This window comes from Rhizobium sp. WYJ-E13, assembly GCF_018987265.1.
GTDB lineage: Bacteria > Pseudomonadota > Alphaproteobacteria > Rhizobiales > Rhizobiaceae > Rhizobium.
This window is the reverse complement of sequence record NZ_CP076853.1, coordinates 3785272-3809714: the sequence shown is the minus strand read 5'-3', so window position 1 is coordinate 3809714 and position 24443 is coordinate 3785272. Positions and strand designations below refer to the sequence as shown.

Here is a 24443-nt window from a genome sequence, read left to right as displayed (position 1 = left end):
TCTATTAAATACTCATGGATAGAACCAGTCTGATCGCAGAACTGAAGGGCCGCGCGCTGCACGACGAAGCAGCAGCAGGACCGCTTTACAAGCGGCTGGCGCAGGCGTTGACCGGCCTCATCCAGGAAGGCCTCTTGAAACCCGGCACGGCATTGCCCGGCGAGCGCGATCTGGCGGAAGCACTGAAGCTCGGCCGCGTCACAGTGCGGACGGCCTATCGCGATCTCATGACATCGGGTGCGCTGGAATCGCGTCACGGCAGTGGCACTTTCGTTTCCAGCAAGGTAGAGCGCATGGAACAGTCGCTCTGGCGACTTTCCTCCTTCTCTGCGGATATGCGTTCGCGCGGGCGCTCGCCAGCAGCGAAGATCCTGTCCCGCACGGTCAACAATCCATCCCCGGAAGAATCCTTTCTACTCGGCCTCGGCGTCGACGAACCGGTGCTGCGGCTCGACCGCCTTCGTCTGGCCGACGGGCTGCCGCTCGCAATCGAGCGCGCCGTCGTACCCGTCAAGTTTCTTGGCGAGGACGCCGGCGGTGAAGGCTCGCTCTACGATGCGCTCGCCCAGAGTGGCCACAAGCCGGTACGCGCCATACAGCGATTGACGGCCGTCACGCTTGATCCGTCATCGGCGGCTATTCTCGATGTCAAGGCCGGCGCGCCGGCCCTTCTGATCGAACGCGTTTCACGCCTGGAAGACCAGCGCGTCGTCGAATACACCCGCTCGCATTATCGTGGCGATGCCTATGATTTCGTCGCCGAACTGAGAATTGGAGATGACCTATGAGTGAGAACCAGTCGCTGATGCTGCAGGAGGCGGGCCAGTCGCCCGAAGTGGTTGCTACCCTGCTCGAAAAGGAAAAGCCGGTCTTCGCCGAAATCGCCCGGCTATTCTCGTCCACCCGCCCAAGTGTCGTGACGACAGCGGCGCGCGGCTCTTCCGACCATGCCGCGACCTTCTTCAAATATCTCTTCGAAATCACCTGCGGTGTGCCAGTCGCTTCGATCGGTCCGTCCATCGCTTCCGTCTATAATGCGCCCCTGCATCTGAAGGGTGGCATCCATTTCACCGTTTCCCAGTCTGGCGCCAGCCCCGATATCGTGGCGCTGCAGGAAGCGGCCAAGAAGGGTGGAGCGACGACGATCGCCGTCGTCAACGTCACCGACAGCCCGCTCGCAAAGCAGGCCGATATCGTTCTCGGCCTCAATGCGGGTGCGGAAAAGAGCGTTGCCGCGACCAAGTCCTTCATTGCAGCCGTTGCCGCCCTTGCCGGCGTCACCGCTGCGATCGGCGGCAAGGCCGATCTGCAAGCCGCGATCGAGAAGCTGCCGGCCGCTTTGTCTGCGACATCGGGCATCGATACGGCTGCTGCCGAGAGTGTTCTGTTCGACGCCGCATCGCTTTATACAGGCGGCCGCGGTACTGCCTTCGCGATCGCTCTCGAAGCGGCGCTCAAGGCCAAGGAGACGGCCGGCCTTCACGCCGAGGCGTTCTCGCTCGCCGAATTGATGCATGGGCCGATGCGCCTCGTGCAGCCGGGCTTCCCGATTGTCGGTTTCGTGCCGGAAGATGCCGCCTTCGACAACAATGTGAAGGCACTGGAGCGGCTGCAGACGCTCGGCGCCACCACCGTGCCCTTCTCGACAAAACCGCTCGCCGGCGTCAATCTGCAGGTTCCGACGACCGGCAACGGCCTCATCGATCCCCTGGTTTCGCTGCTCGTCTATTATCGCCTGATCGAGTCCGTCACCCGCCGCAAGGGTTTCGATCCGGACAAGCCGGCAAACCTGCTCAAGGTGACGGAGACTGTCTGATGACCCGCAAGATCTTCACCGGTGCCCGTATCTTCGACGGCGAACGCTTCCACGATGAGCGGGCGCTGATCGTCAAGGACGGACGCGTCGAGGCGATCGTCGGCCGCAATGATCTGCCCGAAGGCGAAGTCGTGACGCTTGATGGCGGCGTGCTGTCTGCCGGCTTTATCGATGCGCAGGTCAACGGCGGTGGCGGCCGCATGCTGAACGATGAGCCGTCGTCTGACTCCATGTACATGATCGCCGATGGGCATCGCCCCTATGGCACGACGGCGCTTTTGCCGACGCTGATCACTGATACGGCCGAAGCAACGGCCGCTGCGATCGAAGCGGCGAAAGTCGCGGTGAAAACCAAACGCGGTGTTGCCGGCCTGCACCTGGAAGGCCCGCATCTGGCGCCGGCGCGCAAAGGCGCGCATCTCGCCGAATTGATGCGCCCCGTCAAGGACAAGGACATCAAGGCCTTCATCGCTGCGCGCGAGGCAATCGGCACGCTGCTCGTCACGATAGCGGCGGAGCAGGTGACGGTTGCGCAGGTGCGCGAACTCAGCGAAGCTGGCGTCATCGTCAGTATCGGCCATTCCGATAGCACCAGCGAGGCGGCGGAAGCCCGTTTCGACGCTGGCGCGCGGGGTGTCACGCATCTCTTCAATGCCATGAGCCAACTGGCGCACCGCGCGCCGGGGCTCGTCGGCGCGGCGATCGACCATCCGGCTGTCTGGTGCGGCATCATCGCCGATGGCCACCACGTCGATCCGAAGGCGCTGCGCACGGCGCTGCGCGCCAAGCGCGGCGAGGGCAAGCTGTTCTTCGTGACTGACGCCATGTCGCTCGTCGGCTCGCAGATGGACACCTTCACGCTGAATGGCCGCACCGTGCGGCGCGAAAGGGGCGGCTTCTGTTCCAAACTCGTGCTTTCGGACGGCACGCTGGCAGGCTCGGATGTCGATATGGCTTCAACGATCCGCTACGGCGTCACCTATCTAGACCTGACGCTTGCCGAGGCACTCAGGATGGCGACGCTCTATCCGGCGCGCTTCCTGCGGCTTGCCGATCGAGGCCACCTTTCGCCGGGCGCACTCGCCGATCTCGTGCATTTCACCGATACGATCGAAGTGAAGGCGACCTGGCTCAGCGGCGAAGCAGCGTAAGGAGAATGGCCGATGACTGACATCACCGATGCCTATTTCTCCGATCTGATCGGCCGGCTGCAAGAACTGAAGCAGGCGCTTGCCGAGCCGATGGCGCAGGCAGCGGCCGCGATCATCGAGGCCGCCCGTGACGACAAGCGCGTCTATGTCTTCGGCACCGGCCATTCGCATATGTTGGCGGAAGAGGTGCATTACCGCGCCGGCGGGCTTGCCTTCACGGTGCCAGTTCTCGTCGGCTCGGCCATGCTGCATGAGGGCGCGGTCATCAGCTCCGTCTATGAGCGGACGCAGGGCCTGGTGCGACCGATGCTGGAACGCTACGGCATGCAGCCGGGTGACGTCATCATCATCGCTTCCAATTCCGGCGTGAATGCCGCGCCGATCGAAGCAGCCGATTATGCGCGCGAGATCGGCGTCAAGGTGATCGCCATCACCTCGATCGCCTATTCGGCGGCAATCGCCAATGGCCGGCGACGGCTTGCCGATGTCGCCGATGTCGTGCTTGACAACGGGCTGCCGCCGGGTGACGCCGTTCTCGATCTCGACGGCACGGGCCTTCGGGTCGGGCCGGTTTCGACGGCGGTCGGCGTGACTGTCATCAACGCTATTTTCGCAGAGGTCGCTTCCGAGCTTTCCAAATCCGGGGATGCACCGGTCTATCTCAGTGCCAACATGCCGGGTGCTGCCGAGATCAACCAGAAACTGGTGAAAAAGTACCGGCCGCGCAATCCGCATCTTTAGGGGAAGAGAGGTCCGATTTTGCTGGCCTTCTCCATCCAACCGCGTCGTCTCAAAATCAACGTGCCAAACGAAAACGGCCCGAAGTGGGTGCTTCAGGCCGTTCGAATGTCTGGAAACCGGGGCGCGATCAGTCCTTGGCGCGCTCGACGTAGGAATTGTCTTCCGTCGCGATGACGACGCGGGTACCGGCATCGATATGCGGCGGAACCGAGGTGCGGATGCCGTTGGAGAGCATGGCCGGCTTGTAGGAAGAAGATGCCGTCTGACCCTTGACGACCGGTTCGGTCTCGACGATCTCAAGCGTGACGTGGCGCGGCAGCTCCAGCGCCAGCGGGATACCTTCGTGGATCGACAGGATGCAGGTCATGCCTTCTTGCAGGTAGGCCTTCTGGTCGCCCATGGTTTCCGCGCTGACGACGACCTGGTCGTACGTCGCCGGGTTCATGAAGTGGAAACCTTCGCCATCTTCGTAGAGGTACTGGAAGTTGACGTCTTCCACAAAAGCGCGCTCGACCTGTTCGGTGGTGCGCCAGCGCTCGGAAACCTTCACGCCGTCGACGATGCGGCGCATGTCGACCTGAGTGACCGGCGTGCCCTTGCCCGGATGGAAATTCTGAGCCGTGAGAACGACGTAGAGCTTGCCGTCGACATCGAGAACGTTGCCCTTGCGGACCGAGGAGGCGATGACCTTGACCATAAGACTTCCTTGTAAGTCGGCTTTCGGCGTCGTAGAGGACTGTCGGAATGGCCCCGAAGACGCAAAATGTTTTTCTTCGGGGGCGCACTAACCTAAAATCGCGGAAATAGCCACCCCATCCCGGCCGAATCCGGCGAGGAAAACGTTGAATGAACCCCACGAGCGCCAAAGCGTCTCCCTGGTGGACACCATCAGTGCATGCCGATCGCCGCCCGTTTCTTGTCAGGCGCAATGCGGTCCAGGCAGCCCTGCGCGGTTATTTCGCCCGTGAGGACTTCATAGAGGTCGATACCGCCACGCTGCAGGTGTCACCGGGCAACGAGGCGCATCTGCATGCCTTTGCCACACAGGCGCTGACGACGGACGGTCAAGCGGCGCCCTTCTATCTGCACACGTCGCCGGAATTTGCCTGCAAGAAGCTGCTTGCCGCCGGGGAGCAGCGCATCGCCTGTTTTGCCCATGTCTATCGCAATCGCGAGCGCGGGCCGCTGCATCATCCGGAATTCACCATGCTGGAATGGTATCGGGTGGACGAAAGCTATGAGAGCCTGATGATGGACTGCGTGCGTCTGCTGGCGCTTGCCGCCGAAACGGTCAAGGCGGCAAAGCTCACCTATCGCGGCACCGCGTGCGATCCTTTCGCAGGACCGGAGCGGGTGAGCGTCGCAGAAGCGTTCAGCCGCCATGCCGGTATCGATCTTCTGGCGTCTGTTTCCGCCGACGGCTCGACGGATCGCGAGCATCTCGCCACCGAAATGCGGCGGGTCGGCTTGCGCGTTGCCGACGACGATCACTGGAGCGATCTTTTCAGCCGCGTGCTGGTGGAAAAGATTGAGCCGCATCTCGGTTTCGGCCACGTCACCATTCTCGATGAATATCCTGTTTCTGAAGCCGCTCTTGCGCGGCCGTCGGCACGCGATCCGCGCTTGGCAGAGCGGTTCGAGCTCTATGCCTGCGGTGTCGAGCTTGCCAATGGTTTTGGCGAACTGATCAATGTTGCCGAGCAGAGGCGCCGTTTCGAGATCGAAATGGCGGAGAAGATGCGGGTCTATGGCGAGACCTATCCGATCGACGAGGATTTTCTGGCGGCGCTTGCCATCATGCCGGAAGCAAGCGGCATCGCGCTCGGCTTCGACCGGTTGGTGATGTTGGCGACGGGTGCGTCGCGGATCGATCAGGTCCTCTGGGCACCGGTGGCGGAGTATGGCCGATGAACGTCATGCGTCCGATCAAGAGCGTCGACGATCTCGTCGGCGCTGGACTGCTTGAGGCAGCCGAACGGCCGGCGCTCGATGAGGTCGCCATGCGTTACGCCATCGCGCTGACGCCCGCCATGGCGAGGCTGATCGATCATGGCGATCCGGTCGATCCGATTGCCCGGCAATTCGTGCCTGATGCCGCCGAACTCGTCACCACGCCCGAAGAGCGGGCCGATCCCATCGGCGATCAGGCGCACAGTCCGGTCGAAGGCATCGTGCATCGCTATCCGGACCGCGTGTTGCTGAAGGCGGTACATGTTTGCCCCGTCTATTGCCGCTTCTGTTTCCGGCGCGAGATGGTCGGGCCGCAGGGGCTTGGCACGCTCGATCCGGCGGCGCTGGCGGCCGCCTTCGACTATATCCGCGGGCATGGCGAAATCTGGGAGGTCATCCTGACCGGTGGGGATCCGCTGGTGCTTTCACCGCGGCGGCTTGGTGAGATTCTGAGCGAGCTTGCTGAGATCGAGCATGTGAAAATCGTGCGCTTCCATACGCGCGTACCTGTCGTCGAACCGCAGAAGATCGATGCGGCGCTGATCGCGGCGCTGAAAGCGAGCGGCAAGACCACCTATGTCGCGCTTCACGCCAACCATCCGCGTGAGCTGACGGCGGAAGCACGCTCTGCCTGCGCTCGTCTCGTCGATGCTGGCATCGTCATGGTCAGCCAGTCCGTGCTCTTGAGGGGCGTCAACGATAATCCCGATATCCTGGCGGAGCTGATGCGGGCCTTCGTCGAGACGCGCGTGAAGCCCTATTATCTCCACCATCCGGATCTTGCGCCCGGCACCAGTCATTTCCGGCTGTCGATAGAGGAGGGGCAGAAGATCGTCGCCTCGCTTCGCGGCCGTATCTCCGGCCTCTGCCAGCCCACCTATATTCTCGATATTCCCGGCGGTTACGGCAAGGCTGTGATCGGAGAAGGCGCCGTGCAGACGACCGGTGAGGGTTGCTATTCGGTTTCGGATTATCGCGGCGACGAGCATTCCTATCCGCCCGCCGGTTAACGCAAAAACGCGCACCCGGCGTGCCATTTCTGCACTCCACATAGCCGGTGTCATTTGCCGTCGCTCTGCTTGGACTACATCAAGTTATTGATAGAAGTTAAGTATTAGGCCTGAGGCGGGCATGATTTGTAAAATGCAAAGTATGAGTGACAGTCATATTTAACTAATTATATTAGCGGAATGTTCTGTTTTCCGTACTAAAAGCACTCCCATGAAAAGGCGATGAATGCCGGCTCAGGATCATGAAAATCTGGAGTGGATGGGATGAACAAGACAATACGCGACCTCGTAGCCAAGTTCGGCAAGCTTCCTGTTCCGGTTGATCAGGTTGCCGACGATGCGGATCTTTACTCTGCAGGTCTGACGTCCTTCGCCTCGGTGCAGCTCATGCTCGGCATCGAAGAGGCATTCGACATCGAATTCCCCGATAATCTCCTGAACCGCAAGTCCTTCGCGAGCATCTCGGCGATCGCCAAAACGGTCGATCTCATCCGGGATAGCCGAAAGGTCGCCTGATGAACTTCCCGGTCAAGATCACGGAAGACAGCCTGGTCGCAAGGGCTGCCCGCGTCGCCGAAATTGCGGCAAGACACGCGGATGCCGTCGATATCGAAGGCCGGTTTCCGCAGGAAGCCGTCAATGCGATGAAAGCCGAGCGACTGCTCGGTATCCAGATTCCCCGCCATCTTGGTGGCGAGGCTGCTTCCACCACCGATATTGCCGAATTGTGCTCGATGCTCGGCCAGGCCTGCGCGGCAAGCGCTATGGTCTTTGCCATGCACCAGATCAAGCTTTCCAGCCTCGTCGAACATGGCGCCGACAGCGAATGGCATTGCGCCTTCATGCGCCGCATCGTCGCTGAACAGCTTCTGATCGCCTCCGCGACCACCGAGGGCGGAATCGGCGGCAATCTGCGCAACAGCATCTGCGCCATCGAAATCGATGGCGATATCTGCCGGCTGGAAAAAGATGCGACCGTCATTTCCTACGGCTCGCATGCCGATGCCATTCTCATCACCTCGCGTAGCCATCCGCAGGCCGCCTCTTCCGATCAGGTGCTGACAGCTTTCTTGAAAGATCAGTACACGATCGAAAAGACGCATGTCTGGAATACGCTCGGCATGCGTGGCACGAGCTCCGACGGCTTCCTGTTCAAGGGCGAGGCGCCGGCTGTACAGATCCTGCCGAAGCCTTTTGCTGAAATCGCTGCGCAGTCGATGCTCGCTTCCTCGCACCTGCTCTGGAGCGGTGTCTGGTACGGCATTGCCGTCGATGCCGTTTCCCGCGCGCAGGCCTTCGTACGTGCCGCTGCCCGCAAGTCTCCAGATGCGACGCCGCCCGGCGCACTTCGCCTCGCGGAGGTCTCCAACCTCCTGCAGATGGTGAAGTCGAACGTCGTTGCCGGCCTCAAGGCCTATGAAGATGCCAAGGCTGACGGCGACAAGCTCTCATCGATGGGCTTTGCGGTAGCGATGAACAACGTCAAGATCGCTTCCTCGGAAACGATCCTGGAAATCGTCAATCATACCATGCTCATCTGCGGCATCATGGGCTACAAGAACGGTACGCCCTTCAGCCTCGGACGTCATCTGCGCGATGCCCATTCCGCACAGCTCATGATCTCGAACGACCGCATCCTCGGCAATACGTCGAGCATGCTCCTCGTCCACAAGCAGGACACTAGCCTACTGGGGTAAAGCCATGGATATGCAGACATCGTTTCTGGACCGGCTCTTCGAGTCCGGCCTGCTGATCGATACCGGCGTTGACGGCCTTTATGGCCGCAGCGGCCAGTTTGAAGACGTCATTGCCGCCTTCGAACGGTTGATCGACACGTTCGGCGGTGCCGACGGCGCCGAGGCGATGCGTTTTCCGCCCGGCATGAACCGCGCGCTCTTCGAAAAAAGCGGCTATATGAAGAGCTTCCCGCAGCTTGCCGGCACGGTGCACAGCTTCTGCGGCAGCGAGCTCGATCATATGAGCCTGCTGCAATGCATGGAAGTCGGCGAAGACTGGACCAAGGACCAGAAAGCAACTGATATCGTGCTGACGCCCGCCGCCTGCTATCCGCTCTATCCGACGGTCGCCAAGCGCGGCAATCTGCCTGCCAAGGGCGGCCTTTTCGATCTGCAGTCCTATTGCTTCCGCCATGAGCCCTCGAAGGACCCGGCTCGCCAGCAGCTGTTCCGCATGCGCGAATATGTCTGCATGGGCACCGAGCAGCATGTGACTGATTTCCGCCAGAGCTGGATGGACCGCGGCGTCGAAATGATGAAGCAGGTCGGTCTCGACGTGACCATCGACGTTGCCAACGACCCGTTCTTCGGCCGCGCCGGCAAGATGATGGTCAACAACCAGCGCGACCAGAACCTGAAGTTCGAGCTGCTGATCCCGATCACCTCGGCGGCGAACCCAACCGCCTGCATGAGCTTCAACTACCACCAGGATTCGTTCGGCCTGAAGTGGGGCCTGAACCTCGAAGACGGCAGTGTCGCCCACACGGCCTGCGTCGGCTTCGGCTTGGAACGCATTGCGCTGGCGCTCTTCCATCACCACGGCCTTGACGTCAAGGAATGGCCGGCCAGCGTACGGAAAGTCCTGTGGGGCTGAGCGGCTCAATGATATCGGTCTTTGCGGGTATCGATCCCGATACCTACAAGCCACATGCGCTGCATTCCGGCGAGCGCATGTGGCCGGAGACCAATTGTTACATCGATCTCTGGATCGAGGTTCTATCGACGTTCGGCGTTGCGCCGGAGGCCATGCTCGGCTTCACGCTGACGCAGGATTTCGAGGGCGACCAGTTCACCTTCTTCAAGGTGCCGCTGGAAGATCTCGAAGCGCTCTATGGTATCCGCGCCACCGAGCTTGCGATCTATGACCGCGTCGAGCGACATGTCGAGGTGCAGATCGCCCGCGGGCGGCTTTGCCTCATCGAGATGGATTCCTTCTACATGCCGGACACGCGCGGCACCGCCTACCGGCAGGAGCACGGCAAGACTACGGTCGCGATCAACCGCCTGGATTTTGCCGGCAAGCGCGTCGATTACTTCCACAATGCCGGCTTTTTCCGTATCGAGGGAGAGGATTTCGACGGGCTTTTCCAGTCCCATCTGACGGATGAGGATGCGCCGTTCCTCCCGTATACGGAGTTCGTCAAGTTCCCCGAACGCCCGGTCGGCGAGGTACATCTGCGCGAGGCGTCGCGGGGGCTTCTCGGCTTCCATTTCAAACGTCGTCCGAGCGCCAATCCGATACGCGCCTTTGCAGAGGTTTTCCCGCTGCAGGTCGAAGCCGTGGCCGACCGGCCCTTCGGCTTCTTTCATAAATATGCCTTCAACACGCTGCGGCAGGTTGGTGCGAATTTCGAGCTTGCTGCCGATCATCTGACCTGGCTTTCGGCCGGCGAGTTTGGTGTTGCGGCCGAAGAGGCGCGCCGGATCTCGGAAGTAGCGAAGTCGGTTCAGTTCCAGCTTGCCCGTGCTGTTACCCGTCGCAAGTTCGAGCCGTTGAAGGCGGCACTTGATCCGGCCGCCGATGCATGGGATTCGATGATGGCATCGCTCGCGGAGCGATTCTGAAGCCGGAGATCTGACCATGCGGGGGCGGTTAGCAAGCATCGGGGCTGAGGAAAGCTTGCTTTCCGAAGGATGGAATCTGGTTCTGACCGAGCCTGACGCTTGTGCGACGCCGCACGATATCCATCTGTCGGCGCAGTTCATTCCGGCACCCGTTCCGGGCACTGTCGCGGCTGCGCTGGAAAGAGCCGGGCTTTTCGACCGGGAAAATGCCCAAGCGCTCAACACCAGGGATGCCTGGTATCTGACTCGCCTCTTCGATGTGGAGCCGGGAGAGGCGCTCCTGCGTTTTCTGGGGCTGGCGACGGTCTGCCATGTTTTTCTGAACGGCGTGGAGATCCTTTTCTCCGAGAGTATGTTCACCGCCCATGAGATACCGGTGACGCTCGCAGGTGGCGATGAACTGGCCCTATGCTTCCGGGCGCTCGCCCCCCGCCTTGGCGAACCCGGACCGCGAGCCCGCTGGCGCCCGCAGATGATCACACCGCAAGGGCTGAAGAACATCCGCACGACGCTGCTCGGGCATATGCCCGGCTGGTGCCCGGAAATCCATGCGGTCGGGCCGTGGCGGCCGATCTCGCTCGTGCGCCGGGGTGCGGCCTCGGTCGATAATGTTTCGGTGCGCGCGGTGTTGGAGGAAAATGGCGCGGGGCGGCTTAGCGTTTCGCTTTATACCGCTGGCGAGGAGCCGGTGATGCTGTTGCGTTGCGCTGGTGCCGAACAAGGTTTTGAGAAGATCGGCGATCGGCATTATTCGGCGATTCTCAAGCTTTCCGACATCGAGGCATGGTGGCCTCATACGCATGGTGTGCCGCATCTCTATGACGTGACGCTGGTTATAGATGGTGAAGAACATTCGCTGGGCAAAACCGGTTTTCGCCGTATCGAGGCAGACGGTGGTGCTGATGGCAATGATTTCGCGCTGGTCGTCAACGGCGAGCGGGTCTTCTGCCGCGGCGCGGTCTGGACAACGGCCGATATCGTACGGCTGCCTGGCGAGCGAGCCGATTACGAGCCCTACCTGCGGCTTGCTGCCGAGGCTGGCATGAACATGATCCGCGTCGGCGGGACCATGGCCTATGAAACGCCGGAATTCTTCGAGCTCTGCGACGAACTTGGGCTGATGGTCTGGCAGGACTTCATGTTCGCCAATTTCGATTATCCGAAGAACGACAAGGCTTTTATCGGCCATGTGCATGCCGAGGTGGAGGAGTTCCTGCACGACGCGCAGCTCTCGCCCTCGCTTGCCGTGCTCTGCGGCGGCAGCGAGATCCACCAGCAGGCGGCGATGTTCGGTCTCCCGGCGGATTTCTGGAGCGGGCCGATCGCCGACGAGATCATCCCGGCGATCTGCCAGCGCATGCGGCCGGATGTGCCTTATGTGCCAAATTCGCCCTATAGCGGGACCATGCCCTTTTCGCCCAATGCCGGCGTCACGCATTATTACGGCGTCGGTGCCTATATGCGGCCGCTCGAGGATGCGCGCCGTGCCGAGGTCCGTTTTGCGGCCGAAAGCCTGGCCTTCGCCCATGTGCCGCAGCAAAAGACCTTGCAGCGGTATCTCGACGTGCCCTCGGTTCACAGTCCGCTCTGGAAAGAGCGGGTGCCGCGCGACCGTGGCGCTTCCTGGGATTTCGAGGATATAAGGGATTTCTATCTCGGGCTTCTCTACGATCTCGACCCGGCTAAGCTCCGCCGTGAAGACCCCGAGCGCTATCTCGATCTTTCGCGCGCCGTGACGGGCGAGGTGCTGGAGGAGACCTTTGCCGAATGGAGGCGTAAGGGATCTTCTTGCAATGGCGCGCTCGTCTGGACGCTGCAGGATCTGTTGCCGGGAGCTGGCTGGGGCGTGATCGATTCCACCGGCGAGCCGAAGCCCGTCTGGCACGCAATGCGCCGCGCCTTCCGTCCTGTCCAACTCGTCTTCACCGATGAGGGGACGAACGGCCTCTACGCTCATGTTATCAATGAAACGGACAAGGTGGTCGCTGTCGAACTCGATGTCGCCTGCCTGCGCGATGGGCGCCAGCAGGTAGCGAGTGGCAGCAAGGCTTTCAATCTCGATCCCAGAAGCGTGGAGCGCATCGCCTGCACCGATCTCTTCGGCGGCTTCTTCGATGCTGCCTATGCCTTCCGTTTTGGTGCGCCGTCACATGATGTGAGCGTCGCATGGTTGCGATCGACCATGGACGGCGCGTTGCTGGCGCAGGCGTTCCATTTTCCGCGCGGGCGAACCAAAGCGTTCCACGACGCAACGATCGAGGCATCCTTCATGCGTGAGGGCGATGATTGGTTCGTCACGCTTGCGACCGACAGGCTTGCCCAATCGGTCCATATCGATGTCGAAGGTTATCGAGCGGAAGAAGACTGGTTCCATCTGGCGCCGGGTCCTGCCAAGCGGGTCAAGCTCATCGCCGCTGCGGGTACAGATGGCGATGCATTGCCGGCAGGCGAAATCAGGAGCGTCGGCGCCTCGCGCCGTTTCGCGCTTTAAGGGCTGGGAGTGGCAATGACGATCAGAGTGCAGGCGGAAGAGGGTTTGCGGGGCGTCTATCGGAGCGTGCGCGGACATGTTCTGCAGCGGTTAATCGTCAAATCGCGGTTTGCTTTCAACTCGCGCCGGCCAGTGGAAGTCGTCGGTTATCTGTCGATGGCGGCAGGTGTCGGCGAATCCGCACGGCTTTGCGCCGCCGCGCTCTCACAGGCGGGCCGTGAGATCATGCTTGCTGATGTCAGCACGCATCCGGATGAAGGCAAGCTGGTGGAGTGGGCATCTACCCAGGTTTCCCAGGGTCAGCCAGGAACCCGTATATGGCATCTCAATCCGCCCATGCTGCCGCGCGCGATCCTGAAGAAAGGGCTTGGCAATTTCACCCGCGCCTTCAACATCGGCTACTGGGCCTGGGAGCTCGAAGTGGTGCCGGCGGAATGGCGCAATGCCATGCATTACATGAACGCTGTCCTCGTTCCCTCTGAATTCACCAGGCGGGCGATCGCGCCGCATACGACCGCACCTGTCATCGTCGTGCCGCATCCGGTGACCGAGCGGCCAGCGGCTGACGGTATCAGGCGGAAATTCGGGATTGCCGAGGATGCCTTCCTCGTATCCTTCATTTTCAGTGCCGGTTCCTCGATCAACCGCAAGAATCCGCAGGCTGCCATCGAGGCCTTCAGGCTGTTCAGCATCGAGTGCCCCAATGCCTTCCTGCTGATGAAGGCGAGCGGCAATCCGGGCAGGGACGAAGCGCTTCGAATGCTCATGCAGTCCGTCGAGGGCGACCCTAACATCAGGATCGTTACCGACAATCTGGCGAGTTCAGAGATCAACGGCATTATCCGTAATTCCAACGCCTATCTTTCGCTGCATCGTTCGGAAGGGTTCGGTCTGACGGTGGCTGAAGCGATCATGCACCGCACGCCCGTTGTCTCGACGGGATGGTCGGGTACTGCAGACTTTTGCGACCCTGATAATACCTGGCTGGTCGCGCCCTCACTCATTCCCGTCATCGATGATCATCCGGAATTTGCCGATCTCAAGGATGCCGTCTGGGCCGATCCGTCGCCGCTGGCGGCGGCAGCGCATCTGAAGAGCATCTATTACGATCCTGATGGTGCGAGGCGGAAGTCGGAGGGGGCTCGAGACTATCTGATGCGCCACCTTGCCGAGCACAGCTACGACAAGGCGCTTTCAAGGCTTTCGGCAATGCAGGCAAGCTGAGCTGAGGGCGTACTCCCCTTTATTTTAACATTTCCAATTTAGAGATGGCTTGTTTTTCGGCCGCGATGCGGCGCGCAACGGATGGACAGATGTCGAAGGGCATTATCGCAAATTCGATGATGAATGCGGCGGCGGGCATGCTGCTTCTGGTGACGGGGTTCGTGTCCTCGATCATAACCGCGCGCCTGCTCGGGCCCGAGGCCAACGGCATCGTCGCCTTCTCGCTCTGGCTCGTCGTCACCGGTGCCTCGATTGCCGAACTCGGCTCCAGCATCACGCTTCTGAAGACGCTGCCGCAACTCTCGGCGCAGGGCTACGGCCTTGAGCAACGCAAGGGATTTGCTTCGATCCTCGTCACTTTCATGGTCTGCTCCACGCTCGTGCTGCTGGGGCTCTACGCCATGTTCTTCCTGACGTCGGAGGAGATGCACTGGGCCGATACCGCGCCGTCGGTGGCGTTGGTCACCGGTATCCTTTTCTTCATCCAGGCAATCGGTTCCTTCGTCAAATTCTACCTCATCGGCGAAAAGCGGCTCGACACCTTCTTCCAGCTGACGCTGATCGTCTCGGTCTTCCAACTCGCAGGCGTCGCGATCGGCGCCGTCTTTTATGGGGTGGAAGGTGTGCTCGTCGGTTATGCGCTCGGCCAGTTCGTGCTTTTCGTCGCTACCTTACCGATCCTCTTTACCCGCCGTGACCGCTGCGGCATCTCCCTGAAATATCTGGCTTCGTCTTCGGTCATCCTGTCGATGCAGTTCATTATCGATTCGATTTTTCTTAATCGTATCGAGCTGCTTTTCCTGCAGCAGTTCTGGTCAGTGGAAATGGTCGGCTTCTATGCTGCCGGCCTGTCGATCGCCAATATCGCGCTGCAGCTTCCCATCCAGATGAGCGGCAGTCTTCTGCCCTATTATTCGGAACGGCGGCATACCAGTGCCGATTCGAAATTCCCGGTTGAGGCCTTTGCCGCTGTCATCCGCAGCATGGCCTATATCGTGCTGCCCATGAGCCTCGGGCTTGCCGCGATCTCCAGCGAACTCGTGCATGTCGTCTTCGGCGAAGCCTTCGATCGAAGCGGTGGGGTTGTCGCCCTGCTTGCGCTTGTCGCGCCGGCCTACACTTTCATGCAGGTTCTCAGCCTATACCTGCTTTCCATCGATAAAGCTAACGTACGGTTGAAAATCAGTGTGATAGGTGGCCTCCTGATGGTAGTGGGTTGTTTACTCATCGTACCTACGCTGGCCGCTGAGGGTGCCGCGCTTGTGCGCATCGCCGTATTTGTTGCGATGTCGGTAATGATGGTCAGACAAACGGGATTCGGAACTCAGCTTTCGAGCCTTTATCTAAGCCTTGCGAAGATTACTCTTGCGGCGGTATTTTGCGCTTGCGGCGCCATTACCGCGCTTGAGATCTTCCAGGGGCCGATTGGTCTTATCGTTGCGATCATCGCCGGCACGTTTACCTATTTTGCTGCGCTAAAGGTCTTCCGCGCCGTTCCGGCCGAGGATATTCATGTCCTGCGTTCGATCCTTGATAAGATGCCAGCGCTGCTACAGGGAACGGCAAGGCGCGCGGTCAATTTCATCACCGCGCCGACCCCCGAAGGGAAAGAGAAAAGGCCGGTCAACGAGGAATTTTCGCGTGAGCTGGCAGAAGGCGCCGGCCGCGCCGCCGCCCTTCCTGTTGTCTTCGATGGGACGATCGGTCTCTTCATGCCGGAAAAGCCCGATGTCGTAAAACGCTCGGCTGCCGTTCTCTTCGTCAGTCCCTGGGGTTTCGAGGAAATGTGCACACGGAAATTCTACCGCGTGGCTGCAGAGCACTTCTCCGATATCGGCGTTCCGAGCTTGCGTTTCGACTATACAGGCACGGGCGACGCGCTGGATTTCGGTGATCACACACCGAGCCTCGAAATCTGGAAGAATTCCATCCGCGCGGCTGCTGCGAAGCTGAAGGCACTCAGTGGTTGCTCGCAGATCGTTCTTGTCGGTCAGGGTCTCGGCGGCACGCTTGTCCATCTGACCGGCCATACGATCGAGGGCGTCGACAACGTCGTGCTGCTTGCACCTGTTCTGAGCGGCAGGGGGCATTTGCGCGAGATCAATATGTGGTCGCGGATCATCCATGCCGACCTCGGTCTCGGCAAGGAACATGCGCCGAGCACCCAGGTCCAGATCGCCGGATTGACCCTGCCGGACGCGATTGCCGCGGAAATCGGCAAGCTCAACCTCAGTTCACCACAGGGCCTGGCGGCGCCGAATTATCTCATACTGGAACGCCCGGTTCGCGTCGACGATACGGCCTTCGCTGACGCGTTGAAGGCGCTCGGCGGCAATGTCGAGCAACGCGTTTTCGAAGGTTATGACGAACTGGTCACGAACCCGCTCTTTGCCAAGACGCCGATGGCGGTCATCGAGCTGCTTTCCGAATGGCTCGGCGAAACGACTACGCCCTCAAGATCAGCCGAGCACTCATTGCAAGTGATCGAAAATCAGGCGCTCGTGGGCGACGGCTTTGAGGAAGTTCCGGTACGTTTCGGCGCCTTCCAGCATCTCATCGGTGTCGTCAGCCGGCCGCAGGGCGAGATCAAGGGCAATGCTGTTCTTTTCATGTCGACGGCCTATGACCGGCATGCCGGTTGGGGCCGTACGACGGTCGATATGGCGCGCGCGCTGGCGCGTCAGGGCGTGGTTTCGCTGCGCTTCGATTCTGCCAATGTCGGCGACAGCGTTCCGCGTCCGGATGCGCCGGAGCAGGTTCTCTATTCGGCGACGCAGACGGACGATGCACTCGCCTCGCTCGATCTGCTGGAAAGCTTCGTCTCCGGTCCGATCATGGTTGCCGGGCGCTGCAGCGGCGGTTATGTGGCGCTGCGGGCAGGTATTGAGGATGAGCGGCTGAAGGCGATCGTTTCCATCAATCCCTTCGTCTACTACTGGGATCCCGAGATGCCGGTGCGGCGTGAGCATGTCGTCTCGGTTCCGCGCAGTGTCGATGATTATGGCCAGCGGATGATGCGGCTCGACACGCTCAAGCGACTGTTCCGCGGCGAGGTCGATGTCTTCGCGGCCCTGCAGAATATCTTCATTGCGGTCGGCCGCAGGCTTTCGCCGCGCGTTGCGCCGCTTGTCGAACTTATCCCGGGACGACGCCATGTCGCTCGGCAGGTGCGTCACTCCTTTGCTACGCTCGGCAAACGCAAGGTGCCGCTGACGCTGATCTACAGCGAAGGCGATGTCGGCCTCGACCATATGTATTTCCACTTCGGTCCGCGCGGGCACAAGTTCGCCCGGCACCCGAATGTGCGTCTGGTGATGCTGCAGGATGCCGACCACAATCTGACACCGCCGGAATCACGCAAGCTGGTGCTGGACGAGATTGTCCGGCTGGCGAAGGTCTGAGAATTTCCTGGTTTTCTGGAGCATTTCCGGTTTCCCTCGAATGGCGGAAATGCGTTGTCGCCCTGTGTTCCCACAGTTGCGGACACAAGCCGCTGCGCGCTTTTGCTGGAATTTCTCTAAGCGATAATGCCGATCGACCGGTAAAGGTCGATGTAGCGCTCCGCCACGGCGTCCCACGAATAGGCGTGGGCGGCATCGATGAGGTTCCCCCGCAGTATCGTACCTCCGGCAGCGACTTTCAGGTAAGCACTTTCGATCGCATCTGCGGCCGCTTCCGGTCTCGTGAAGTCAGCGAGCACGATTGCCTCATGCCTCCCTGCAAGCGCACGATAAGCCTCATTGGCGTTCAGAACCGGCAGCAGGCCGGCACTCATCGCTTCCAGTGCGACGAGGCCGAAGCCTTCGTATTCCGAAGCGGAAGCGAAGAGCGAAGCCTTGGCGATGATGTCGCGGATCGCTTGGTTGTCCGGCGAGATAGTGAGCGTGACGGACTTCTCCAGCGACCTTACGGCGATCTCCCGTCGGAGATCGGCGGCATTGAGATCAGATTCGGCACCGACAATGTCGAGATGCCACTCCGGATTGCGTCTGGTGAGTGCGACCCCAGCATCCAGCAGGTGATCGAGCCGTTTGTTTACAGAAAAACGCCCAATCGTAACGATGCGCCGTTTCGGTGCGCGCGAGGCAATATCGGCAAATTTGCCGATATCGGCGCCGTTTTCGATGGTGATGCCGTCAGGAACGATCCGGATGAACTGGCTGAGGTCGGACGCGCTGCAGCAAACGACCTGTCGATAGGCCATTGCAGAAAGCCGTGTCAGCGTACCGAACCAGATCTTCTTGATGATCAGGTATTTCTTTGTGTGGAAGAAGCCGCCATGGGTCGTTACGACCATGGGTTTGCGGTGCAAGAACCTGCCCCATGCGAGTGCGTCATAGAAGAAGTCTATGGCATGGACATGGATGAGGTCGGCATCGCCGATATGGCGAAAGACTTGTGGCGCGACCGGATAGCGGCTGGTGCCGGACCAGGGGATCCGGACGACCTCGATGCCGTCGATGGTTTCGTATATCGGAAGCTTGTCTTGGGGCGCGGTGAAGAGCGAATCGAGTGTGACGACGCGAACGCGATATCCGCGTTTCAACGTCTGGCGAGCCAGATTGGCGACCACATCCTCCATCCCGCCACGGTTGGGCAGGAATTGTCGAACGACGTGCACGACAAGGGGTGCGGCCTGCGGCTGCGCCCTGTTCTCAAAAGTCTCTTTCATGGAGACGGACATTTCCCACCTGTTTTTTGTGGGTATTATCAGCCATGTCCGTGCTTAAGGGGTGGTTTATGAAGGCGCGCCGCTGCAGCCTTTATTAGCAAAAGGGTTAATCGCTTCAGAACGCCTTGAAGGTCAATGTCGTCAACGAACGAATGATGCCGGGGATATTGGCGATGTTGTCGTTGATGAACTTGCCGATATCCTGGCCTTCCTCGATATAGATCTTGAGCAACAGATCGTAATTGCCTGATGTCGAGTAGAGCTCCGAGACCAGTTCGGTCTTGTAGATGGCATCGGCGACCTCATAGGTCTTGCCGGGCGCGCACTGGAGCTGGACGAAGATCGGCTTCATGGGAATTTCCTGCATCGAATTCTGATGGCGCGCATAATGGTCGAAACCGCCGCCGCGATGCAAGCCGTTCCTTATGCCTGTTGATCCGAACGGGCCTCAGAGACAATCCAGTCGCGAAAGGCAGCAAGCGGCGCGTAGTCGGCGCGCTCCGGGGGGAAAGCGAGATAATAGCGCTCGCGGCTTTCCATCTCGCGGTTGACGGCGGCGATGAGATCGCCGCGCTTCAGGTCTTCCTGGATGAGGAACGTCGGCAGAAGAGCGACGCCGAGGCCGGCGATTGCGGCTTGTGCAGCCGTCGCAAACTGGTCGAACAGCATGCCGTGCACGCTTTCAAAGGCGACACCGTTATCCGCGAACCAACGCTCCCACGCATCGGGTCGCGTCGTCAGATGCAGGAGGGGTACTGTCAGCAGATCTTCCGGATGGGAAATTGCGTTGCGTTTGAGGAAGTCCGGGCTACAGGCGGGCAGCGTGCGTTCCGACATGAGGAAGGCGAGTTCCGCACCCGGCCAGTGCGGATGGCCGAAGTGGATGGCGGCATCGATGGAATCGAGACGGAAATCGAAAGAGGAAAGCCGGGTGACCAGGTTGATCGTGACACCCGGATTGGCAGAAAGGAATCGACCAAGGCGTGGCGCCAGCCAGCGTGTGCCGAAGGTTGGCAGGATGGCGAGGTTCAGCGTGCCGCCGTGCGGATTGGCGCGCAGATTCAGCGAAGCGCTGGAGATACGCCGCAGTGCCTCGCGGATTTCCCGCGCATAGGCATCGCCGGCAAGGGTAAGGCGCACCGTCTGGCGCTCGCGCAGGAAGAGTTCGACGCCAAGCTGTTCCTCCAGCGCCTTGATCTGACGGCTGACGGCGCTCTGCGTCAAGTCGAGCTCGCGGGCCGCTGCCGTCACACTGCCGGTACGGGCGACCGCTTCGAAGGCGGCGAGGTGGGACGTTGACGGCAAAAAGCGCCTAGGAGTGAGCATAATCATTCCATTTCAGAATGAACTGTTTCCGAAGCGTCGATATTCATCGCTCCGACCGGCTTGTAAAGAACTTCATCCTGCAAAATCGGAATGAACGCGGAGTTCTTCATGCCCGGCGCTTTCGTCTCCACGGACCGTATCCGTTCGCTTTTTACCGAAGCCATGTCGCAGATGTACCGGACGGAGGTTCCGCAATACGGCACGCTGATCGAGCTTGTGGGGGAGGTCAACGCCGAAGTTCTCGCAAAAGACGGGGAATTGAGCGCGCGGCTTCGGCGTGCAGGCGAACTTGAGCGCATCGATGTCGAGCGCCACGGTGCGATCCGTCTCGGAACTGCCGGGGAGCTCTTCACGATCCGCCGGCTCTTTGCGGTCATGGGCATGCGGTCGGTTGGCTACTACGATCTTTCGGTCGCCGGCGTTCCCGTGCATTCCACCTGTTTCAGGCCGGTCGAAGAAGCAGCGCTGAACGTCAATCCGTTCCGTGTTTTCACCTCGCTTCTGCGACTGGAGCTCATCGAGGATGAGCAGTTACGTGTCGAAGCCGAGGCCATTCTCGCAAAACGGCGAATTTATACCCCACGCGCCATCGCGCTTATCGAGCAGCACGAGAGGGCTGGCGGGCTGACGGAAGCGAAAGCGACGGAATTCGTCGCCGAGGCACTGGAGACCTTCCGCTGGCATGGCGAGGCGACGGTCGGCGCTGAGACCTACAAGCGTCTGCATGACGCGCACCGTCTTATTGCCGATGTCGTCAGCTTCAAAGGGCCGCATATCAACCATCTGACGCCGCGCACGCTCGATATTGACGAAGTGCAGCGGCGCATGCCGGAACGTGGCATCACGCCCAAGGCCGTCATCGAGGGGCCGCCGCGGCGCAATTGCGATATCCTGCTGCGGCAGACGAGCTTCAAGGCGCTGGAAGAACCGATCGCCTTTACCGGAGCGGCCGGGACGACATCAGGCACGCATACGGCTCGCTTCGGCGAGATCGAACAGCGCGGCGTGGCGCTGACGGCCAAGGGCCGGGCGCTCTATGATCGGCTGCTTGCTTCGGTGCGCAGTGAAGTGCAGGTCGGGGCATCCGGCGCCAAGGCCGGGGACTACGATACCGAGCTCACCGAGCGCTTCAAAGCGCTGCCGGACAGCTGGGACGAACTGCGGCGCGAAGGGCTAGCCTTCTTCCACTATTCGGCGTCCCCTGAAGGCATTGCGGCGAGGGGGAAACTCCCCTCCGATCCGGAAATTCTCATCGCCAAGGGCTATCTTCGCTTTGATCCTATCATCTACGAGGATTTCCTGCCCGTGAGTGCGGCCGGTATATTCCAGTCGAACCTCGGTACCGATCAGCAGCAGAATTATGCGATGCGCTCGAACCGGGCAGCCTTCGAGGAAGCGCTCGGCGCTGATGTGCAGGATGAGCTCGCGCTTTATGCCGAGCGGCAGACTGCTTCGCTGGACATGGCTATGGAAAAGCTCGGCCTTTCCGGTCTGAAGCTGAAGACGGTCGTCTGATATTTGGCCGCTTCCGCGAGAGCTGAGGCGGCGCTAGAGTGCTGATTTCGATCCTGATTGGACTGTCCGATGCTCAATGATCCGCGCTCCCACGGCCTATGGGAAAAGACTGCTCCTCAGCCACCTGTCACGTCTGCACTGTCGGGTGCTGTGGAGGCTGATGTCGTCATTGTCGGCGGCGGTTATACCGGCCTTTCCTCCGGTCTGCATCTGGCCGAGGCGGGGTCGCGGGTCGTGCTGCTCGAAGCGAAGGAGATCGGCTTCGGTGGGGCAGGACGCAATGTCGGCCTGATCAATGCGGGAATGTGGGTCATGCCGGATGATCTTCCCGGCGTGCTCGGCCCTGTCTACGGCGAACGGCTGCTCGATCTGCTCGGCAATGCGCCGCGACTGGTAATGGAGTTGATCGAAAAGCACGGGATCGCCTGCGAGCTCGAAAAGCAGGGCACGCTGCATTGCGCCGTCGGTGCCGACGGCTTGAAGGAAATCGAAGACCGCTACAGACAATGGTCGGCGCGCGGGGCGCCCGTTATGCTGCTTGACGCGGACGAGACGGCAAAACGTATCGGCACGAATGCTTATGCCGGATCGCTTCTGGACATGCGCGCCGGCACACTGCAGCCGCTTGCCTATGCGCGCGGGCTTGCCCATGCCGCGCAGAAGGTGGGGGGCGTGCTGCACACGGCGAGCCCGGTCATCGCAACGGAGCGTCGGGGCAGCCGCTGGGTGGTGAAGACGGCGCAGGGGCAGGTCACTGCCGACTGGATCATCGTCGCGACCGACGCCTATAGCACCGGCCCCTGGGAGCAGGTTCGTAACGAGCAAGTGTTTCTGCCCTATTTCAATTTCGCCACCGTGCCGCTCGGCCATAATTTGCGCCAGTCGATCCTGCCCAATCGCGAAGGCGTTTGGGATACGAAGGAGATCCTCTCGTCCTTCCGGATGGATCAGGCAGGGCGACTGGTCTTCGGCAGTGTCGGGGCGCTGCGCAATACCGGCCTTTCCGTTCACAAGGGCTGGGCCAAACGCTCGTTGAAGCGGCTCTTCCCTGAAATCGGCGATGTCGAGTTCGAATGCGAGTGGTATGGTCAGATCGGCATGACCGACAATGCGCTGCCGCGCTTCCACAAATTCGCCCCCAACGTTATTGGTTTTTCGGGCTACAATGGCCGTGGGATCGCGCCCGGCACGATATTCGGCCGCACGTTGGCGGAACATATCCTTGGCCGGGTCGGCGAGGCGGACCTGCCGCTGCCGCTGACCGATCCGCGTGAGCCGAGCTTCCGCGCGCTCAGGGAACTATGGTACGAAGCCGGCGCTCAGGTCGCCCATTTCGCGGATGCCCGTTTCTGAGAACAACAAGACTGGAACCAAGACAATGAACATCGCCGTCCTCGATCTCGCCACCGAAACCGCCAAGCTGCTCGCCGATCTCGGCGTCGATGCCAAAAGCTATACGGGCGGGACACTTTCCGTTTCCTCGCCGATAACAGGCAAGGAAATCGGCAAGCTGAAGGAGCATTCCGTCGCGGATGCCAAGGCGGCGATCGACGCGGCCCACAAGGCCTTCCTCGAATGGCGGGCCGTTCCGGCGCCGAAGCGCGGTGAGCTGATCCGTCTGCTCGGCGAAGAATTGCGCTCTTCCAAGGCAGCACTCGGCCGGCTCGTTTCGATCGAAGTGGGCAAGATCACTTCCGAAGGCCTCGGCGAAGTGCAGGAGATGATCGATATCTGCGATTTCGCGGTCGGTCTTTCCCGCCAACTTTATGGCCTGACGATCGCCACCGAACGTGCCGAGCACCGCATGATGGAAAGCTGGCATCCGCTCGGCGCCATCGGCATCATCTCGGCTTTCAACTTCCCGGTTGCAGTCTGGTCGTGGAATGCGGCGCTTGCCATCGTCTGCGGCAATGCCACCGTCTGGAAGCCCTCGGAAAAGACGCCGCTGACGGGACTTGCGGTGCAGGCCCTGTTCGAGAAGGCGCTGAAGCGTTTCGTCGCTGAAGGCGGCAAGGCTCCCGCAAATCTCTCCACGCTGCTGATCGGCGGCCGCGAAATCGGCGAAGTGCTGGTCGACCATCCGAAAATTCCGCTGGTTTCGGCAACCGGCTCCACGGCCATGGGCCGTGCGGTCGGTCCGCGCCTGTCGCAGCGTTTTGCCCGCGCGATCCTCGAACTCGGCGGCAACAACGCTGCGATCGTTTGCCCGACGGCCGATCTCGACCTGACGCTCCGCGGCGTCGCCTTCGCGGCCATGGGTACAGCCGGCCAGCGCTGCACCACCCTGCGCCGCCTCTTCGTGCATGAGAGCGTCTACGACCAACTCGTGCCGCGTCTGAAAAAGGCCTACGATTCGGTAACGATCGGCAACCCGCTGGAAACCGGTACGCTCGTTGGCCCGCTTATTGATGGTCAGGCCTTCGAAAAGATGCAGTCGGCCCTCGGCCAGGCAAAGGCTGCCGGCGGCGCTGTCGTCGGTGGTGAGCGCGTTGAGAACGGTTCGGCTGAAGCCTTTTATGTTCGCCCTGCGCTCGTGGAAATGCCGGAACAGACCGGCCCTGTCGAGCACGAAACCTTCGCCCCGATCCTCTATGTCATCAAATATAGCGACTTCGACACGGTGCTGGACTTGCACAATGCCGTGCCGCAGGGTCTGTCATCCTCGATCTTCACCAACAATATGCGTGAAGCCGAGACGTTCTTGTCTTCGCGTGGCTCGGATTGCGGCATCGCCAACGTCAATATCGGACCGTCAGGTGCGGAAATCGGCGGCGCCTTCGGTGGCGAGAAGGAAACCGGCGGCGGCCGTGAGTCAGGTTCGGACGCCTGGAAGGCTTACATGCGGCGCTCGACCAATACCGTCAACTACGGCAAGACCCTGCCCTTGGCGCAAGGCGTCAAGTTTGACGTCGAGTAATTTAAGCTGTTGAAGCATCGGAAGGCGACGCCTCTTGAGCGTCGCCTTT

Annotated in this window: 20 protein-coding genes; 16 read left to right on the top strand and 4 right to left on the bottom strand. The window is 60.7% G+C overall.

The window, feature by feature from the left end; translation table 11 throughout:
- The first annotated feature begins 14 nt into the window (after positions 1-14).
- The 4 genes from KQ933_RS18925 to KQ933_RS18910 are packed head-to-tail and all read left to right on the top strand — an operon-like array spanning position 15 to position 3708.
- Positions 15-788 carry a GntR family transcriptional regulator gene (locus KQ933_RS18925; protein WP_216756286.1) on the top strand — a complete coding sequence of 258 codons (774 nt, stop codon included), beginning with the start codon at positions 15-17 and terminating at the stop codon, positions 786-788.
- Positions 785-1816 (top strand): SIS domain-containing protein, encoded by a 1032-nt coding sequence (locus KQ933_RS18920; RefSeq protein ID WP_216756285.1) that lies wholly within the window; start codon positions 785-787, stop codon positions 1814-1816. Before KQ933_RS18925 ends, KQ933_RS18920 begins: the two co-directional genes overlap by 4 nt.
- Positions 1816-2967: an N-acetylglucosamine-6-phosphate deacetylase gene (nagA, locus tag KQ933_RS18915; protein WP_216756284.1), complete on the top strand. Its 1152-nt coding sequence runs from the start codon at positions 1816-1818 to the stop codon at positions 2965-2967. Before KQ933_RS18920 ends, nagA begins: the two co-directional genes overlap by 1 nt.
- A 12-nt stretch (positions 2968-2979) precedes the next feature.
- Positions 2980-3708: an SIS domain-containing protein gene (locus tag KQ933_RS18910; protein ID WP_216756283.1), complete on the top strand. Its 729-nt coding sequence runs from the start codon at positions 2980-2982 to the stop codon at positions 3706-3708.
- Positions 3709-3835: 127 nt separating this feature from the next.
- Here KQ933_RS18910 and efp read toward each other — a convergent pair whose 3' ends face one another.
- Positions 3836-4405 carry an elongation factor P gene (efp, locus tag KQ933_RS18905; protein ID WP_064696465.1) on the bottom strand — a complete coding sequence of 190 codons (570 nt, stop codon included), beginning with the start codon at positions 4403-4405 and terminating at the stop codon, positions 3836-3838.
- 149 nt (positions 4406-4554) lie between these two features.
- Between efp and epmA the strand changes: the two genes are divergently transcribed.
- The 9 genes from epmA (at position 4555) to KQ933_RS18860 (ending at position 17365) form a co-directional block, all read left to right on the top strand.
- Positions 4555-5619, top strand: coding sequence for an EF-P lysine aminoacylase EpmA (gene epmA / locus KQ933_RS18900; RefSeq protein WP_216756282.1), 1065 nt, complete (start codon positions 4555-4557; stop codon positions 5617-5619).
- The gene (locus KQ933_RS18895) at positions 5616-6668 is read left to right on the top strand and encodes a lysine-2,3-aminomutase-like protein (protein ID WP_216756281.1); all 1053 of its coding nucleotides are present in this window, start codon (positions 5616-5618) and stop codon (positions 6666-6668) included. Before epmA ends, KQ933_RS18895 begins: the two co-directional genes overlap by 4 nt.
- A gap of 264 nt (positions 6669-6932) precedes the next feature.
- Positions 6933-7184, top strand: coding sequence for an acyl carrier protein (locus tag KQ933_RS18890; protein ID WP_216756280.1), 252 nt, complete (start codon positions 6933-6935; stop codon positions 7182-7184).
- Positions 7184-8365 carry an acyl-CoA dehydrogenase family protein gene (locus KQ933_RS18885; protein ID WP_216756279.1) on the top strand — a complete coding sequence of 394 codons (1182 nt, stop codon included), beginning with the start codon at positions 7184-7186 and terminating at the stop codon, positions 8363-8365. Before KQ933_RS18890 ends, KQ933_RS18885 begins: the two co-directional genes overlap by 1 nt.
- A gap of 4 nt (positions 8366-8369) precedes the next feature.
- Positions 8370-9278 carry an amino acid--[acyl-carrier-protein] ligase gene (locus tag KQ933_RS18880; RefSeq protein ID WP_216756278.1) on the top strand — a complete coding sequence of 303 codons (909 nt, stop codon included), beginning with the start codon at positions 8370-8372 and terminating at the stop codon, positions 9276-9278.
- Positions 9279-9286: 8 nt separating this feature from the next.
- Positions 9287-10249 (top strand): DUF1839 family protein, encoded by a 963-nt coding sequence (locus KQ933_RS18875; protein ID WP_253958256.1) that lies wholly within the window; start codon positions 9287-9289, stop codon positions 10247-10249.
- 16 nt (positions 10250-10265) lie between these two features.
- On the top strand, positions 10266-12740 hold the full coding sequence (locus KQ933_RS18870; protein ID WP_216756276.1) for a glycoside hydrolase family 2 protein: 2475 nt from the start codon (positions 10266-10268) through the stop codon (positions 12738-12740).
- 45 nt (positions 12741-12785) lie between these two features.
- A complete protein-coding gene (locus KQ933_RS18865; protein ID WP_216758949.1) occupies positions 12786-13964 on the top strand; it encodes a glycosyltransferase family 4 protein in 1179 nt (392 codons plus the stop codon).
- Between the two features lie 89 nt (positions 13965-14053).
- Positions 14054-17365, top strand: a complete 3312-nt coding sequence (locus KQ933_RS18860) for an alpha/beta fold hydrolase (RefSeq protein ID WP_216756275.1) — start codon at positions 14054-14056, stop codon at positions 17363-17365.
- Positions 17366-17481: 116 nt separating this feature from the next.
- Here KQ933_RS18860 and KQ933_RS18855 read toward each other — a convergent pair whose 3' ends face one another.
- The 3 genes from KQ933_RS18855 to KQ933_RS18845 form a co-directional block, all read right to left on the bottom strand.
- Entirely contained in the window at positions 17482-18636 is a 1155-nt protein-coding gene (locus KQ933_RS18855) for a glycosyltransferase family 4 protein (protein ID WP_253958255.1), read from the bottom strand.
- A gap of 115 nt (positions 18637-18751) precedes the next feature.
- Positions 18752-18988, bottom strand: a complete 237-nt coding sequence (locus KQ933_RS18850) for an Lrp/AsnC ligand binding domain-containing protein (protein ID WP_216756273.1) — start codon at positions 18986-18988, stop codon at positions 18752-18754.
- A 71-nt stretch (positions 18989-19059) separates the two neighbouring features.
- Positions 19060-19968, bottom strand: coding sequence for a LysR family transcriptional regulator (locus tag KQ933_RS18845; protein ID WP_216756272.1), 909 nt, complete (start codon positions 19966-19968; stop codon positions 19060-19062).
- Between the two features lie 102 nt (positions 19969-20070).
- On the opposite strand from KQ933_RS18845, the gene KQ933_RS18840 reads away from it, so the two are divergent.
- From KQ933_RS18840 to KQ933_RS18830, 3 genes are all read left to right on the top strand, one after another.
- Positions 20071-21477, top strand: coding sequence for a VOC family protein (locus KQ933_RS18840; RefSeq protein WP_253958254.1), 1407 nt, complete (start codon positions 20071-20073; stop codon positions 21475-21477).
- A 69-nt stretch (positions 21478-21546) separates the two neighbouring features.
- Positions 21547-22830 (top strand): FAD-binding oxidoreductase, encoded by a 1284-nt coding sequence (locus KQ933_RS18835; RefSeq protein WP_216756270.1) that lies wholly within the window; start codon positions 21547-21549, stop codon positions 22828-22830.
- Between the two features lie 25 nt (positions 22831-22855).
- On the top strand, positions 22856-24394 hold the full coding sequence (locus tag KQ933_RS18830) for an aldehyde dehydrogenase family protein (protein ID WP_216756269.1): 1539 nt from the start codon (positions 22856-22858) through the stop codon (positions 24392-24394).
- Positions 24395-24443 lie beyond the last annotated feature (49 nt).